The organism is Imperialibacter sp. EC-SDR9 (genome assembly GCF_902498805.1).
Classification (GTDB): domain Bacteria; phylum Bacteroidota; class Bacteroidia; order Cytophagales; family Cyclobacteriaceae; genus Imperialibacter.
Genome location: NZ_LR701579.1, coordinates 40,404 through 54,763, shown reverse-complemented (window position 1 = coordinate 54,763; position 14,360 = coordinate 40,404). Strand labels below are relative to the sequence as shown.

At 46.4% G+C, this 14,360-nt stretch carries 24 protein-coding genes; 11 read left to right on the top strand and 13 right to left on the bottom strand.

Going from position 1 to position 14,360, the window contains the following annotated elements:
• Positions 1-24 precede the first annotated feature (24 nt).
• Positions 25-540 (bottom strand): hypothetical protein, encoded by a 516-nt coding sequence (locus GC130_RS08495; RefSeq protein ID WP_151997863.1) that lies wholly within the window; start codon positions 538-540, stop codon positions 25-27.
• Positions 541-695: 155 nt separating this feature from the next.
• On the opposite strand from GC130_RS08495, the gene GC130_RS08490 reads away from it, so the two are divergent.
• The 7 genes from GC130_RS08490 (at position 696) to mltA (ending at position 5,873) form a co-directional block, all read left to right on the top strand.
• Entirely contained in the window at positions 696-2,030 is a 1,335-nt protein-coding gene (locus tag GC130_RS08490; protein WP_151997862.1) for a YfcC family protein, read from the top strand.
• 127 nt (positions 2,031-2,157) lie between these two features.
• A complete protein-coding gene (locus tag GC130_RS08485; protein WP_151997861.1) occupies positions 2,158-3,012 on the top strand; it encodes an SPFH domain-containing protein in 855 nt (284 codons plus the stop codon).
• Between the two features lie 3 nt (positions 3,013-3,015).
• Positions 3,016-3,168 (top strand): hypothetical protein, encoded by a 153-nt coding sequence (locus tag GC130_RS28570; protein ID WP_193217810.1) that lies wholly within the window; start codon positions 3,016-3,018, stop codon positions 3,166-3,168.
• Positions 3,168-3,686, top strand: a complete 519-nt coding sequence (locus tag GC130_RS08480; protein ID WP_151997860.1) for a hypothetical protein — start codon at positions 3,168-3,170, stop codon at positions 3,684-3,686. Before GC130_RS28570 ends, GC130_RS08480 begins: the two co-directional genes overlap by 1 nt.
• Before the next feature lie 6 nt (positions 3,687-3,692).
• Complete coding sequence (locus GC130_RS08475) at positions 3,693-3,848, top strand: Arc family DNA-binding protein (protein ID WP_151997859.1); 156 nt, start codon at positions 3,693-3,695, stop codon at positions 3,846-3,848.
• Positions 3,849-3,945: 97 nt separating this feature from the next.
• Positions 3,946-4,725 (top strand): phosphatidylinositol-specific phospholipase C/glycerophosphodiester phosphodiesterase family protein, encoded by a 780-nt coding sequence (locus GC130_RS08470; RefSeq protein WP_151997858.1) that lies wholly within the window; start codon positions 3,946-3,948, stop codon positions 4,723-4,725.
• A complete protein-coding gene (gene mltA / locus GC130_RS08465; protein WP_151997857.1) occupies positions 4,725-5,873 on the top strand; it encodes a murein transglycosylase A in 1,149 nt (382 codons plus the stop codon). Before GC130_RS08470 ends, mltA begins: the two co-directional genes overlap by 1 nt.
• Before the next feature lie 286 nt (positions 5,874-6,159).
• Here the strand turns inward: mltA and GC130_RS08460 are convergent, their stop codons facing one another.
• Complete coding sequence (locus GC130_RS08460) at positions 6,160-7,056, bottom strand: response regulator transcription factor (RefSeq protein ID WP_151997856.1); 897 nt, start codon at positions 7,054-7,056, stop codon at positions 6,160-6,162.
• Between the two features lie 150 nt (positions 7,057-7,206).
• On the opposite strand from GC130_RS08460, the gene GC130_RS08455 reads away from it, so the two are divergent.
• Entirely contained in the window at positions 7,207-7,938 is a 732-nt protein-coding gene (locus tag GC130_RS08455) for a hypothetical protein (protein ID WP_151997855.1), read from the top strand.
• 143 nt (positions 7,939-8,081) lie between these two features.
• On the opposite strand, the gene GC130_RS08450 is transcribed toward GC130_RS08455, so the two are convergent.
• From GC130_RS08450 to GC130_RS08430, 5 genes are all read right to left on the bottom strand, one after another.
• The gene (locus tag GC130_RS08450) at positions 8,082-8,399 is read right to left on the bottom strand and encodes a DUF2442 domain-containing protein (protein ID WP_201568279.1); all 318 of its coding nucleotides are present in this window, start codon (positions 8,397-8,399) and stop codon (positions 8,082-8,084) included.
• Positions 8,377-8,619 carry a DUF4160 domain-containing protein gene (locus tag GC130_RS08445; protein ID WP_151997854.1) on the bottom strand — a complete coding sequence of 81 codons (243 nt, stop codon included), beginning with the start codon at positions 8,617-8,619 and terminating at the stop codon, positions 8,377-8,379. Before GC130_RS08445 ends, GC130_RS08450 begins: the two co-directional genes overlap by 23 nt.
• Before the next feature lie 401 nt (positions 8,620-9,020).
• On the bottom strand, positions 9,021-9,491 hold the full coding sequence (locus GC130_RS08440) for a hypothetical protein (RefSeq protein ID WP_151997853.1): 471 nt from the start codon (positions 9,489-9,491) through the stop codon (positions 9,021-9,023).
• Positions 9,488-9,823 carry a type II toxin-antitoxin system HicB family antitoxin gene (locus GC130_RS08435; RefSeq protein ID WP_151997852.1) on the bottom strand — a complete coding sequence of 112 codons (336 nt, stop codon included), beginning with the start codon at positions 9,821-9,823 and terminating at the stop codon, positions 9,488-9,490. Before GC130_RS08435 ends, GC130_RS08440 begins: the two co-directional genes overlap by 4 nt.
• Positions 9,820-10,062 (bottom strand): type II toxin-antitoxin system HicA family toxin, encoded by a 243-nt coding sequence (locus GC130_RS08430; protein WP_151997851.1) that lies wholly within the window; start codon positions 10,060-10,062, stop codon positions 9,820-9,822. The genes GC130_RS08435 and GC130_RS08430 overlap by 4 nt, the downstream gene beginning before the upstream one ends.
• Positions 10,063-10,254: 192 nt before the next feature.
• On the opposite strand from GC130_RS08430, the gene GC130_RS29215 reads away from it, so the two are divergent.
• The gene (locus tag GC130_RS29215) at positions 10,255-10,440 is read left to right on the top strand and encodes a thermonuclease family protein (protein ID WP_151998045.1); all 186 of its coding nucleotides are present in this window, start codon (positions 10,255-10,257) and stop codon (positions 10,438-10,440) included.
• 260 nt (positions 10,441-10,700) lie between these two features.
• Here GC130_RS29215 and GC130_RS08420 read toward each other — a convergent pair whose 3' ends face one another.
• The 4 genes from GC130_RS08420 to GC130_RS08400 all read right to left on the bottom strand — a co-directional run bounded on the left by GC130_RS08420 (position 10,701) and on the right by GC130_RS08400 (position 12,392).
• Positions 10,701-10,997 carry a type II toxin-antitoxin system RelE/ParE family toxin gene (locus GC130_RS08420; RefSeq protein WP_151997850.1) on the bottom strand — a complete coding sequence of 99 codons (297 nt, stop codon included), beginning with the start codon at positions 10,995-10,997 and terminating at the stop codon, positions 10,701-10,703.
• Positions 10,982-11,224, bottom strand: coding sequence for a hypothetical protein (locus tag GC130_RS08415; RefSeq protein ID WP_151997849.1), 243 nt, complete (start codon positions 11,222-11,224; stop codon positions 10,982-10,984). Before GC130_RS08415 ends, GC130_RS08420 begins: the two co-directional genes overlap by 16 nt.
• Before the next feature lie 635 nt (positions 11,225-11,859).
• Positions 11,860-12,156 (bottom strand): type II toxin-antitoxin system RelE/ParE family toxin, encoded by a 297-nt coding sequence (locus GC130_RS08405; protein ID WP_151997848.1) that lies wholly within the window; start codon positions 12,154-12,156, stop codon positions 11,860-11,862.
• 2 nt (positions 12,157-12,158) lie between these two features.
• The gene (locus tag GC130_RS08400) at positions 12,159-12,392 is read right to left on the bottom strand and encodes a hypothetical protein (protein ID WP_151997847.1); all 234 of its coding nucleotides are present in this window, start codon (positions 12,390-12,392) and stop codon (positions 12,159-12,161) included.
• A gap of 237 nt (positions 12,393-12,629) precedes the next feature.
• On the opposite strand from GC130_RS08400, the gene GC130_RS29210 reads away from it, so the two are divergent.
• Positions 12,630-12,848: a thermonuclease family protein gene (locus GC130_RS29210; protein WP_193217809.1), complete on the top strand. Its 219-nt coding sequence runs from the start codon at positions 12,630-12,632 to the stop codon at positions 12,846-12,848.
• Between the two features lie 237 nt (positions 12,849-13,085).
• Here the strand turns inward: GC130_RS29210 and GC130_RS08390 are convergent, their stop codons facing one another.
• Entirely contained in the window at positions 13,086-13,496 is a 411-nt protein-coding gene (locus tag GC130_RS08390; protein WP_201568278.1) for a type II toxin-antitoxin system VapC family toxin, read from the bottom strand.
• On the bottom strand, positions 13,468-13,734 hold the full coding sequence (locus GC130_RS08385) for a hypothetical protein (RefSeq protein ID WP_151997846.1): 267 nt from the start codon (positions 13,732-13,734) through the stop codon (positions 13,468-13,470). Before GC130_RS08385 ends, GC130_RS08390 begins: the two co-directional genes overlap by 29 nt.
• 216 nt (positions 13,735-13,950) lie before the next feature.
• On the opposite strand from GC130_RS08385, the gene GC130_RS08380 reads away from it, so the two are divergent.
• The gene (locus GC130_RS08380; RefSeq protein WP_151997845.1) at positions 13,951-14,286 is read left to right on the top strand and encodes a thermonuclease family protein; all 336 of its coding nucleotides are present in this window, start codon (positions 13,951-13,953) and stop codon (positions 14,284-14,286) included.
• The last annotated feature ends 74 nt before the right edge of the window (positions 14,287-14,360 follow it).

The following is a 14,360-nucleotide window of genomic DNA, read 5'->3' as shown; positions in this document are numbered from 1 at the left end:
CAATTTTCTGCCTGTGGTTACAGCTCAGTCAATTTCCTTTTTTTGATACACGATATCCTCCTCTTCTTTCGTCATCTTCAACTGTTTGCTTATCCGGCGCATTTCTGGCCGAACCTGCGCAAAAATAATCAGCATGCCCAGGTAAAGCAGCACGAAAAAAGTCATTCGGGTGAGGTACAGGCCGAGCACAGCCATGATGGTGGCAGCTTCCATACAGCTATACTGAACAACGGATGCATGAAGAAACAAGTCGAGCCTGTCACGAAGTGAGGTCAGTGACTTCAGAGGCTGAATTTCCTGTTTGTAAAGCCGCATGCCCAACACCACATTGCCAAAAGCAAACACGGCCAGTATGGCCGTAATTGTCGCATTGAGTTCAGCACCAAACGGAGGCGTCACTGCACCTTCCTGCATTTGAAGGTACACCACAATAAACGGCACCATTGGAAGTGCTGCCAGCAAATAAAAAATCAGCGATAGCCTGAAGTAGTACTGGTCGGCGGTTTGATAAGAAAACGGTTTGATCCTTGGGAGGTTCATAGTTGTGATTTGATTGCAAAGGTAAAACAGGTATCGAAAATGCCTATGCCAACGGCAACTTTGAGGAGCGAGTGAACAAGGGAACCAAAGCCGTTAGAGCAACTCCTGTTTCTTATCTGGTAATCCTTATATTGAAGGTTGCTAACGACCGACTTATGAAACGATCCTTCCCTCATCCTATCATGATCATGCTTTTGTTTATCGCCGCAGCCGCTGTCATGACCTGGCTGGTGCCCGCAGGGCTGTATGACAGGGTGCCGGACGAAGCCACTGGAAGGGACGTGGTGGTACAGGGAAGTTATCATACCATAGAAAATCAACCGGTCGCTTTCTTCGACATGCTGGTGGCCATCCCCAAAGGCATTGTGAGCAGTGCCGATGTCATTGCCTTCATTCTCATTTTAGGTGGCTGCTTTTATGTGATTGAAAAAACAGGCGCTTTCAATGAAGCCCTGGGCTGGCTCGTGACCAAATTTAAGAATGCCGAAATGGCCCTGATGGTATTCGTTGGCATCGTTTTTTGCATTGGAGGCGTTTTGAACGGCCTTGCAGAAGAAGTGATAGCCATGATGCCCATCGTATTACTGCTCACCGCCAAAACCGGCTACACCAAAGAGGCCGCTGTGGCGATAAGCTTCGGGAGCGCCAATATTGGAGGATCCTTTGGCCCGTCCAATCCTTTTGTTGTATTGATTGCCCAAAAGGTAGCTGGCGTGGAGCCATTCTCCGATAGCCTGTTCCGCATTGTTTTTACCGTTATCGCCCTGGCCATTTGGATTTTCTTTGTGCTGAAATATGGGAAATCAAAAAATGGCAGCACAATGGATTCAGCCTCCTCCGTCACCAAATTGTCGCTCAAGTCCGTGGTGATCCTCGCCCTTTTGCTTGTCACTTTTGGCGTCATGATTTACGGGGCTGTGAAGCTGGAATGGGACTTTCTGCAAATGGCCGCTCCGTTTTTTGCATTGGGAATTACCGCTGGCATTATTGGCAAACTGGGCTACAATGGCACCGGAGAAGCCTATACCGCCGGGTTCAGAGACATGGTATTTGCCTGTGTGGTGGTCGGGTTTGCCAGGGCCATCTTTCTGATCATGCAAGAAGGAATGATCGTCGACACCATCGTCCATGCTTTATTTTCGCCTCTTGACGGACTACCACAAATGATCACAGCCGTTGGCATGATGGTCTCTCACATCATCATCCACATCCCTGTGCCCAGCACTTCCGGGCAGGCCATGCTCACCATGCCACTATTGGCGCCTATTGCGGACCTCACAGGCATGTCGCGCCAAATTGTGGTGCTCGCCTATCAATATGGCGCCAGCCTCACCGACCTTATCACGCCCACCAACGGCACGCTCATGGCCGTGATTGCTGCGGCCGGTGTCGCTTACGATGCCTGGTTTCGGTTCGTATGGAAATCACTGCTGATGATTTTTGGCATAGCTGCTATTGCTCTAATAATGGCTGTATTGATCCATATATAAGCTTTTTGGGCCTTTTCGGCGCACCAGCTCTCACCCTTCTTTCTAAAAAGATATAACCTGAATGCAACCATTCAAAAACTTTGACGTATATTGATATCAAATTAATATCATATTAAATCATTCTGATATGGACACTGAAAAGATTAACAAACCTACATCCGGCTATCCTATGATTGCATTATTCCTGATTTTTCTCATCGGTGGCATCCTTGGGCTGGCTGTGGCCCGCATGCCTTTGTCAGCCATTTTTGTCGTGCTGGCTATTGTGATGACTCCCGGTTTCTTTTTTGTGAACCCCAATGAGTCAAGAGTGCTTACCCTGTTTGGTGAATACAAAGGGACTGTGAAGGGCAACGGTTTCTTTTGGGTCAACCCACTGTACCAAAAACAGAAAATTTCTCTAAGAGCCCGCAACTTCGACAGCGAAAGACTGAAGGTGAACGATAAGCTGGGCAATCCTGTGATGATCAGTGTGATCCTTGTTTGGAAAGTCAAAGAGACTTTCAAAGCTGCCTTTGAGGTAGATGACTATGTGAGTTTCGTGCGAGTGCAAACCGATGCGGCCGTAAGAAAGCTGGCCGGTCGCTATCCTTATGACAATTTCGACGACCATGAAGAAGAAGTTTCGCTGAGGTCAGGCCTTGAGGAAGTGAATCACAACCTCGAAAAAGAGTTGGAAGAAAGACTTGACATTGCTGGCATTGAAGTACTCGAAGCGAGAATTGGCTACCTGGCCTATGCAGAAGAAATTGCCCAGGCTATGCTAAAGCGGCAGCAAGCGACAGCTATTGTTGCTGCCAGATTCAAAATTGTGGAAGGAGCTGTGGGCATGGTGGAGGCGGCACTTGCAGAACTCTCTAAAAAACAGATCATTGACCTGGACGAAGACAAAAAGGCTGCAATGGTCAGCAACCTCATGGTGGTGCTTTGTTCCGACAAAGACACCAGCCCGGTTATCAATACAGGAACCTTAAATCATTAAACCATGGAAAAGTATAAATTCTTAAAAAAAGGTGGTTTGGAAAGCCTGGAAAAGTTTGAAAGGAAATTGAATGAAATGGTGATGACAGGCTGGAGAGTGGTCAATTTCACAAATGACCATGGAGGATTTGTGGTTTTGCTTGAAAGGATACGGTAATGACTGAGTTTAGAGAAACGCAAAGAATAGACCGGGGGCTGCTTATATTTTTGGCCCTCACGTCTATTGGCGCAATTGTTGGCCCGCTTGTTTTGACATATCAGGAAGCTCTTAAAGCAACCGGAGGTGATGGAAATGACATTACGGTAAAATACCTACTCATCGCATCGGGGGCTTTTGTTTTCACTGTGTTGGTGTTCAGTTTAGTAGCCAGCCAGCGACTCGAAATCGACATCAACAAGTACAGGTTTCGCTTCAGAATGCCTCCGTTCGTCAAGTGGAAAGAAATTGCTCCCGAAGAAATAGACAGCTTTCGGGTGGAAAAAGCTAAATGGTTTCAAAAAATGAGAAAAAGCCGCATGCACTACAATCCCTTTACGAAAAAAGCATCGTACATGATGGCAAGGAAATATTTTGTAGAATTGAAGCTTACCAATGGAAAAACCATTTTACTGTCAACTAACATGCCTGACGAGATGCTCAATGCTTTGGAAGGATTTAAGCTGAACGGGAAATAATTTGTGATGGGGAAGAAAAAAGCATTTGTGATTCGAATTGACGAAGAGATGCTCAAGTCTATTGAGAAGTGGGCCGCTGACGAATTTCGCAGCACCAACGGGCAGATAGAATGGATCATCAACAAAGCCCTGAAAGATTCGGGAAGGGGGAAGAAGGATTAACCTTTCTTAATATTGCTGTCGTCCTTTGCTTTCCTCCAAAATCCTGCCCTACTTGACAGCTTTCTTTCAATAATCCGGGATTGATTATTTTTGGCATATGAAAGCATTCTTTGTCCTCCTGCCTTTCGTTTTCATTAGCTTCCTGTTACCGGGCCAAACTACCCCCTTGCCCAATGCCCACGCCCACAACGACTACGAGCATGACAGGCCGCTCTTCGATGCACTTTCGAACGGTTTCACCAGTGTAGAGGCCGACATTTTCCTTATCAAAGACGAGCTTTATGTGACGCACAACAAGCCTGTTTCATTGAAGAACACCAAGACTTTGACAGAACTCTACCTCCAGCCACTTGATGAGGTTGTTAAGGCCAATAATGGGCAGGTGTATCCGGGCTATGGTGGATCATTTTACCTCATGATCGACTTTAAAAACGACGCCGAAGGCACCTACGCCAAGCTCATTGAACAGTTGCAGCCTTACAAGCATCTGCTCAAAACAAAAACGCAGGATGGCCCATTAACGATCTTCATTTCCGGCGAAAGGCCTATTACCGCAATATTGAATGACCCCGAGAACCTGGTCAGCCTCGATGGCCGACCCAACGACCTTGGTCAGGGCATAACTGCTGATAAAATGCCTGTAGTAAGCACCTCCTTCAAGTCGCTTGGCTTCTGGAACGGCAACGGTGAAATTCCGTTCGACATCCGGCTTAAAATCAGGCAGCTGAGCGATGCAGCCCACAAGGAAGGGAAAAAATTAAGACTTTGGGCTACCCCCGATAACCCGGCTTCGTGGCAGGTGCTGCTCAACAACGGTGTTGACTTGCTTAACGCTGACGACCTGACTGAACTAAAAACCTTTCTACTGGCAAAATAATGACATCCAAATTGACAGGTCTTGCTTTTGCCATTCTCACTTTTCTTAGCCTTTCTTTCTCTCCGTTTGTGGCCACCAGCCAAACTAAGCCAACAGGTATTGGCCATGGCTACAATTTCGAGGGAAACGGAAAAGACGATACAGCCGCCACATTGCCTTTGCTTTACACTAAGAAAGAAAGCTGGGAAGGGTTTCGGCAGGCGCTTGAGCACAGCGACTCGGCCCTGATCGTGTCTTTAAAAAACCAATACCGATACCTCTTTTTGAAGGACCCCGATCAAAAACACAACCTCGAAAACCTGAAACCGACCAACGAAAAGCTTCGAAATACGTTGCGGGCGCTGATCCAATCCATTGAAAATCCAGCAACTGCTTCCTCGTTCAGCCTGTACCAGATCAAAGGTGAGGACGGGAAAGGCAATGTGCACTTTACCGCCTACTTCACTCCGGTTCTGGAGGCCAGCCCAGTAGCGACAGAGAAATACAAATACCCGATTTACAAAAAGCCTTCGGAACCCGGCCAAAAGCCCCTTACCCGAAAGCAGATAGACGGACAGGGTGCTTTGAAAAACAAAGGCCTTGAAGTCGTCTGGACGTCCAGTCTTCTCGAAAATTACTTCCTGCAAGTGCAGGGCTCTGGTTATGCGGCCTTCGCCGACGGCTCGCTACAGTTTTTGGCTTTTAATGGGCAAAACGGACTACCCTATTCCAGCTTAGGCAAGTACATGATTGCACAGGGGCATATTTCAGAAAGCGACATTTCGTTGCAGAGTATCAGGAATTGGTTTGAACAAAACCCAGACAGTCTTGAGACTATTCTTTACAAGAACCAGTCTTACACTTTCCTGGCACCTGTCAAAGAAGAGCCAAAAGGTGCCTATGGGTTCCCGCTTACCCCGGAGCATTCCATTGCCGTCGACACGCAATACATACCGCTGGGCGCTGTCTTGCTGGCCCGCTTGCCGGTGCTGGACGAAAGCGGCAGGCTGCTGAGGCATGACTTTACCATAGTCACAGCGCAGGACAAGGGCGGCGCCATAAAAGGCCCCGGCCATGTAGATGTGTATATGGGTGTAGGCGATGAAGCGCTCAAAAAAGCCAGTGCCATGCATCATTATGGCAATTTGTGGCTGATTTTAGCAGAATGAGACTACAAAAGTTTCGCCAGAGGTGCTGCTGTTAGCTCTCATACTATGCTTGGAGGTACACTAACTTTCAAGCTCCCTTCCAAACTTTTGTAGTCTTTGCGACAGGGCAACAGGGAACAAAAACAAGTTAAGTCCGCTTTGACACATTCGAAAAATCTGCCTGTTTTTACCCTGAGCCTAAGCCTGGCGCCCCTAAAGGGAACAGACAGATATTTCTCCTGACTCCTTTTAGGGCAGGGGTAAATCAGGAGAAAAATCACACGGCACTTAATCTGTCAAAGTAGGATTAAACAAAATCACGCATCAGCCTGATCAGCTGGGCCCGGCTCTTTACATCGGTCTTTTGGTAAATCCTTGAGGTGTGGTCTTTGATTGTCTGCAACGTCACAAACAGCGTATCGGCTATCTCCTGGTTGGTCTTGCCACTGTATATCTCCCTGACAATTTCGGACTCACGGGCAGTGAGAGCGAACCTGGCAATAAACGCCTCGGCTGACGGAGCCTCGATTCCTTTGGCAGCTTCATACTTAATGGTATACACGAAGTAAACGGCAATGAAAGTGTTGAGCAGGAAGAATACGAAGTGGCTCAGAGCCTGAAGCATGACATTAACGGTGGATGTCATGTACTCAAAACCATAAAAAATGGCGAGGGCAAAAAGTGCGGCAGTAAGCACCAGGCGATCTCTGGTTAACAGGAGGGTCGTTTTCTGAGTGAGAAACAGCGTTCCACAGAAAGCCGATGCAACAAAGCCAAACACTGCATAGACGTTGGGCAACGACGTAAGCACTGTCCATTCCAGCGCATAGTATTGAGTGATTGCAACAATGCTAACGATAACTGCCAGGGAAGGAATAACGACCCAATGCGTGCTTTTTAGCGTGACTTGTTTGCTCCAGTACATTTGCTGCGCCGCACTGAAAGCAATAAACGGTATGCCCAGCACAGTCAGCACCTTTGAAAAGGGTTTTACCTGCTCCGCAAAAGGCATAAAGGCAATAAACGACTCACTCCAAAGGCTGTAGAAGCCAAAGGTGTATAACAAAATCAAAAAATACTGCAGGTGCTGGAAAGCCGGTAGCGCCTTCAGTTTGGTGAACCTGAAAATCACCATAATGCCTCCCGCCGTCAGCGCCAGGCAAAAAATAAAGCTTATCCAGAATACCAGTCCTTCTACAGTCATTAAATAGTTCGTCGGTTACTTTGGCTAAAGTATACTCCACTACCAAAGTAGCTTCAATACTAAAGTAGTGAAAGTAAAAACACTACTTTGGTAGTTAAAGGATGGCGGGCACTCCTCCTACATTTGAGTCATCAACAAAATTATATCTCAATGTCAAACTCAAATGATTTTACAACAACAACTCCCGGCGTAGGAAAGGCTTTGTCCTCAGGCTGGGAAACGATGAAGGCCAACTTCCTTTATTTCTTTCTTATCATCATTCTGCTCAGCTTGCTGGATGGATTGATGGAACTCTTTGGCCGTGGCCTTACCGGCGAAGGCAATTTCGTCAAATCGGTTTTCAGTCTCGACTTCGAACGTGGCCTTACACCGGGCATCCTATTCGCTGAGTTTCTTGCTGCCGCTCACTTCCTTTTAGTGATGCCGGTATTTGACTATGGCGCCGACTATATTTTTGTGCAGGGCGTAAGACGACAAAAGCTTGACTTTAAAGACTTCATCAATGGCGTTAATAACTACCTGACCATCGTGCTCAATCACCTGCTCATAGTGGGCCTGGTAGGCATGGCCATGGTGGCTTTCATCATACCAGGTATTATCGTTGGCTGCAGGTTGGCCTTCTCCTCCTACCTCGTGATGGACAAGGGTCTTGACCCGATCAGCGCCGTAGAAACCAGCTGGAAGCTGACCAGGGGTCATGGCTGGAAGATCTTTGGTCTGGGCTTTCTGTCCATCTTTATTTTCATCCTCGGATTTATCGGCTTCTTCGTCGGCGTATTCCCCGCTGTGATGTGGATCAAAGCGTCGTTTGCTTCATTGTATCAATCGGTTCTCGATGAAAAAGGAGAGGATTTCTTTCCGACAAGTGAGGAGGCAGTTTGATCACTAGCTAAAAAACAGGTGCAGCTATGCTGCTAATCAAAAAGCCCTTGCTGCGTGGCAAGGGCTTTTTTTTTAGTGACGCCGGCCGAAGATACAATGCCAGGGTTTGATACTCGTTGCCAAGAGCAAACTGCTTGATAGTTTCAAGCAACCACATTTTCCTGATGAACAGAAGACAGCATGGCAGTTTTTAAAAAACCACGCAAGCTAAGATCCTCATCGAGTGCCGGCCAATGAACTCCAGTTCTGCTTATTTTATATTGCTCTAGTTGTTCCAGAGTAGCACCCTTCAGAAGTCGAAACTTGCTAATTGACTCCTTGAGCACTTTCTTATTGTTCAAAACCACCAGCATTAAGTCCAAATCAAGGTCAAAGAACAGCTTTTGTATTCTAAGACCTTCCTGAAAAATCATGCTGTCTATTGGATCAAACTTCTTTTTACTTGTTTGAGAAGTACTCATACCATTTTCTAATAAAGTTATCTCTATTTGTCGAAACAATTTTCTTGATCTGTGCTCGCTCCTGAGCTTTGAAACCTTCAAGGTATTCTTCATTGATTTCTGGTTCCAGCCAAATCTTCCCATCCGCCTTACCCTTGCTTATATGAACGTGACACAGCTCATCTCCATCACCAGAATAGAAGAAAAACTTGAACCCATCCTGATCTAGGATTTTCGGCATATAACAAAGTTAGCAGTTATATCGAATGATGGTTACATTTTTAACTTAAGTAGCTTCTGATTTTGCCACCGCTCAATATAGTTCTTCAGGCCAAAGGAAGCTATATTGTGTGTTACCAATAGAAATTGGAGCGGCTAAGCCGTGGAAGTAGGAAGCCCCTGGCGGCTAGCCCTATTGGCGCCAGGACGCTTTGTGTTAATGGCTAACGGTACGAGCCACAGGCATCGCACCAGCGTTCGCTGCTATTGTTGAACTTTGCTGCTCGGACTAACGGGGGGCAGCTAAGCTGCTAATCAAAAAGCCCTTGCTGCGTGGCAAGGGCTTTTATTGGGTTTATAATACAACTCGGCTTGGAAGGACATAGGTATCGAATCAGCACTCAGCCCCTTTGCCGTGCCTGGCTACTTGCGGTTCCTGCCCATGGAATTCTCTTTTCTGAGCAACTCCTCAGCACTATCGAGCGCTAAACAACAAATATTCCCGTACGAATCTTCCCCTTTTTTATAAATATGATAAGCATTGACAAAATTGTAATACGCATTAATCGCAGTCTTGCTATTTTTTGCTCTGATAAAGGCGCTATATGCACTTGATCGCAGGTCTTCGCTAAAAATGTCGTTGACATATTCCCTCAATTGTTCATCGGGAATACATATCTCTGGATCAAGCTTCTCAAACATCTCCCTGCTTCTCTCTTTCGCCCTTTTGGAATCAAATAAATCACGAAGAATTCCTTGCCTCCACGCATCATAGTCTTTTTGCGACCTTCTTGGTTGGGCCATCAGGGAATTTCCTTTTTCATCTGCAGGATACAGCAATAGCTTTCCCTTAAAGGACTTTTTTTCTTTTCTGGGAAGTCGAAATTTCTTCATGACTTCTGTACTCTTAACCGAATAGCCTCTGCTATGAAATTGTTCAAAGACACCTTCGCTTCCTTTGCTAATAAAGCTGCCTTTTGATGAAGCGATGGTGAAATTCTTACATTGAAGCTACCTTTAAATGGCCTCTCAGGTTCGACACCATTTGATTTACAATCCTCTAAATAAGCATCGACCGCTTGGTGAAAATCGTTTTCAAGATCAGCACCTGTTTGCCCCTCAAAAGAGATTAGGCCATTAATTCCCAGCACTTTACCATAGAGCAAATTATCCTCAGGACTGTACTCTATACTGCCTGTATAGCCTTTGTATTCCAGGTATTTCATAACTCTAATATTTCTTTTACTTGTCGCATTTGGTATTGCTTCATAAGACCGCTCGGGTGTGGTTTGTGAAGCATGATCGGAACGCCTTCTCCATTTTCGAATTTTACTCTTGATCCAGCCGTTTTCCCCTTCTTAACTTCTACAAAGCCGAAGTATCCAAGCAGTTTTACCATCTCATCATAATGAAAATCGGATGGCATGCTTACAAATCTTGCAATAAGCTTTTCCTTTCTGGACACAACCAAAAGTAACTATATTTAGTTGCATATCGCAAGTTTTTATACCCTAACGTGTTGGAAAAAGTGAAAGAACATTCTTCTAGTAGAAGTAGACCTGGGCTTTTATGTGAAGAAAGAAGAGAAGGTGCGACTGGCCAGCACAAACACCCCGGAGCTGACTGCTGATGCCCTGGCCGGTTCGCATGCTACCAGCTGCGCTTAGCAAAGAGTGCACGTGCCAAGGCCAAGAAGTTCTGCTCCAAAGGCTCTCAGATTACTTTACAGACTCAGAAGGAAAAGCGTGACCGCTATGCCCGCTACCTGGCTGAGGTGGTGCATGATGGTGAAAACCTTTCTGATTATCTTCTGGAGATTGGGGGCGGCTTCCAGCCGTACTAAGCCGTGGAAGTAAAAGAGCCCTCACCGATGAGTAAGGGGTTTCTTTATGCCTATTGGTACGAGACTCCGTCCGGGTTCCCCAACCGGGTTCAAACTCGCATCAGCGTTCGCTGCTATTGTCTGGCTTTGCAGCTCAGACTAGGGGTGCCGTGACGGGCTGGCTACTTACCTGCTGCCCGGCTGGACAGCACGCCAATTTACCTGTGGGGTGAAGGCGATAAGCCGAACGAAGCGATGGAGATTTCGGAGCAGGTTAGTGGTTAGTAGGGCTTTGGTTCCTGCCTTACATGCCTGATTCTTAATACCCTGACTTGTGTGTCTGTAAACCGGTAAGCTATGCGATAACTATGGGTTTCAAAAACCCGATAACTTCCCTGATTCTCCTTCTTAAACTTATCCGGCGGGTATCTTTCAGGGTTTTGCCTGGCCAATTCCAATGTCGCTAATATGGCCTCTTCCACTCGTTCAGCCTGAAGATACGAGTCCTCACTAATCCTTTTCAAGGCTTTGTTCAATGAGCTGGAAGGTCGTTTATTCCAGACTACTTTTCTCTCCATGAACGGATTTCCTTTACAGCTTCTTCATGGGTTAGATAATCTCCTGCTTCGATTTGTGCATCAGCTTCTTCTATTTCCGCATTGTATTGTTCTATACTGATGCGCTGATGTTCCTCTTTCCATTTAATCAGCTCACCGATCAAGGACTTATCTTCCAATGAAGCCATCCATTCAAGTAATTCCAGTTTTTGTATTTGCGTGTCGCTCATAAATAGAAGCTTTCTCACAAAATAACGATTTATTTGTATGATTTGATCCGTTTAGAGTGGATGATGTTAATAAATTCCCTTGCTCAACCCTTTCTAGTCGGCAAATCCCTGCCTGTGACACACTTTTAGTAGAAGTAGACCTGGGCTTCTATGTGAAGAAGAAGGTGCGCCTGGCTCGCATTAATGCCCCAGAGCTTACCGCAAACGCCCTGGCCGGGTCGCATCCTACCAGCTGCGCTTGGGCAAAAGTTCCGCCCCGAAGGTTCGCTAGTGGTTTTACAAACACAGAAGTAAAAACGAGACCGCTACGCCCGCTACCTGGCTGAGGTACTACGAAATGGTGAAAACCTCTCTGATTACCTGCTGGAAATAGGGGCGGCTTCCACCCGGGCTAAGCCGTGGAAGTAAAAGAGCCCTCACCGATGAGTAAGGGCTTTCTTTATGCCTATTGGTACGAGACTCCGTCCGGGTTCCCCAACCGGGTTCAAACTCGCACCAGCGTTCGCTGCTATTGTCTGGCTTTGCTGCACGGACTCGGGGGGGCCTGGACTGGCTGGCGACTCACCTGCTGCCCGGCTGGACAGCACGCCGATTTACCTGTGAGGTGGGGGCAGTAAGCCCTACGAAACGTTGGGGATTTCGGAGTGGATTTATTATGCCTTAAACTGCTTTGGGTCTTTTCGATTAGGTCTAAAGCTCACAACTTCTATATAATCATCCTTGATGCGGTAATAAATGCTGGTTTGTCTACTAAAGACACATTTCCTCAGCCCTTTTTGCTTATTGGATGCACGATACATCTCTGGCATTTTCGAGATCTGGGCAAGCACTCTTTCTATCCGATCATAAATCTCTTTTGCTTTCTTTCGTCCAAACTTCTGAATAATGTATTCCAGCAATTCTATTTCCTCATGCCTGGCACGAAGAGAATAGCGAACTTCCAAAGCCAATTCTAGAAGTTAAAGCGGTTTTTGATTTCTTCACGGACTGACTGATGGGATACATATTGCCCTTTATCCAACTGCTCCAACCCTTCATTAATTGCTGCTTGATCTTCCGCACTCAGTTCATCCCAAAAATCCACTTCGTCTTCAATCTTCAAAAGGGACTTAACAGCGTTCAAAATCTCGTCATCGTTGCTGCTAATGATTTCTGATATGATCTTGTACTTTACTGCAATGTCCATTCGATTCATGTTTTTATACTCTAAAGTTAACGATTTGCTTTCATTATTGATTTATCCGAACAGATGAAACTTGTTAGTGCCCCCCTTCAGTCATTCCGCAAAGCTTAACAAGACACCCTTCTGGTAGAAGCTACCTGGGTAGTGTGTAAAGGAAGCAAAGTAGGTGCGCCAGGCCCTCATAAACACCCTGGAGCCGGCTGCTGATGCCCTGGCCGGTTCGCATGCTACCAGCTGCGCTTGGCCGGGGGCGTCCAGCCAAAAGTCCTAACCGGCCGTGCCCGGGCCAAGGCTAAGAAGTTCTGCCCGGAAGGTTCTCTGGTGGTTTTACAAACTCAGAAGGAAAGGCGGGATAGGTATGCTCGGTATTTAGTCGAGGTGGTGCATGATGGTGAAAACCTTTCTGATTCCCTGCTGGAGATTGGGGCGGCTTCCAGCCGGGCTAAGCCGTGGAAGTAAAAGAGCCCTCACCGATGAGTAAGGGGTTTCTTTATGCCTATTGGTACGAGACTCCGTCAGGGTTCCCCAACCGGGTTCAAACTCGCACCAGCGTTCGCTGCTATTGTCTGGCTTTGCTGCTCGGACTCGGGGGCCGGGGGCTGGCGACTTACCTGCTGCCCGGCTGGACAGCACGCCGATTTACCTGTGACGTGGAGGCAGTAAGCCCAACGAAACGTTGGGGATTTCGGAGTGGAGTTACCAAGCTACCGTTTCCAGTTCCTTGATGTGACTAAAGTGTTGATCAGCCGTAACCAATGCAATATCATGCTCTATTGCCAGTGCAGCAATCCAGACATCGTTTTCAGGAATGGGTTTCAAAGATTTGAGCTGTGACTTAATGCCGCCATAGTGATGAGCAGTCGTTTCACTTACTTCAAGCACTGGATAATTATCTAAAAAATAGGCTATCTGTTTCAAGCGTTTTTTCTTATTGGCAACTACGCCTGAAGCATAAGCCCCAAAATACAACTCACCGATCACGATAGAAGGCAGAAAAATCTCTCCTTCTGCAAGTTTCATTCTAATTGTCTGATCACCCTTGAAAAAATCAACTACGACATTAGTATCTACCAAAAACCTACCACTCACTTGTGTCGATTTTTTCACAACCATCTTCTATTACCTTTTTAACATCTTCTGCTTCTTCATTCGTCCATGAACCCGACAGGGTATCCAGCATAGCCTTCCTTTCTTCAAAAGTGGGCTTGGGAAGCACAAGAGATTCTATTTGATTGATTTTACCAATATCTTTCATTGAGCTAAAAGCTTCGATAATCCGCAGTTTTCTGGCTTCTATATTCATATCTATGTTCCTTCTTCCCACAAAATAACGATTTACTTGCATGATTTGATCCGTTTTGAGTGGATGATATTGATTAATCTCTTCTTTTAGCGTCTCCCGTCGTATGGAACAGGCTATGCTATTCTGTAAATAGCCCTCCGAACGACTGAAATACCTATGAGCAGGTACTGCACTTCTCGAAGGTTATGGGCTTTCAACCATTTGGTAATGATTGGGGCTTTGTGTTGATTGTCTTTCTCTCCTTAAAAATGTAGTGGCATGTATGAGTATAAAGCCAAAGTAATGCGCTGGATTGACGGAGACACTCTTTTAGTAGAAGTAGACCTGGGCTTCTATGTGAAGAAAGAAGAGAAGGTACGTCTGGCACGCATTAATGCCCCAGAGCTAACAGCTGACGTGCCTTACCAGCTTAGGCTAGCCAAAAGTGCCCGTGCCAAGGCCAAGAAGTTCTGCCCGGAAGGCTCACTGGTAGCTTTACAAACACAGAAGGAAAGACGGGATAGGTATGCTCGTTATTTAGCTGAGGTGATACACGAAGGTAAAAACCTTTCCGACTACCTGCTCGAGATTGGGGCGGCGAAGCCGTGGAAGTAAAAAGCCCTTGCCGGTGGGGTAGTGGGCCTTTGTTTTTGTAGCTAATGGTACGAGCCAGCGGCATCGCATCAATG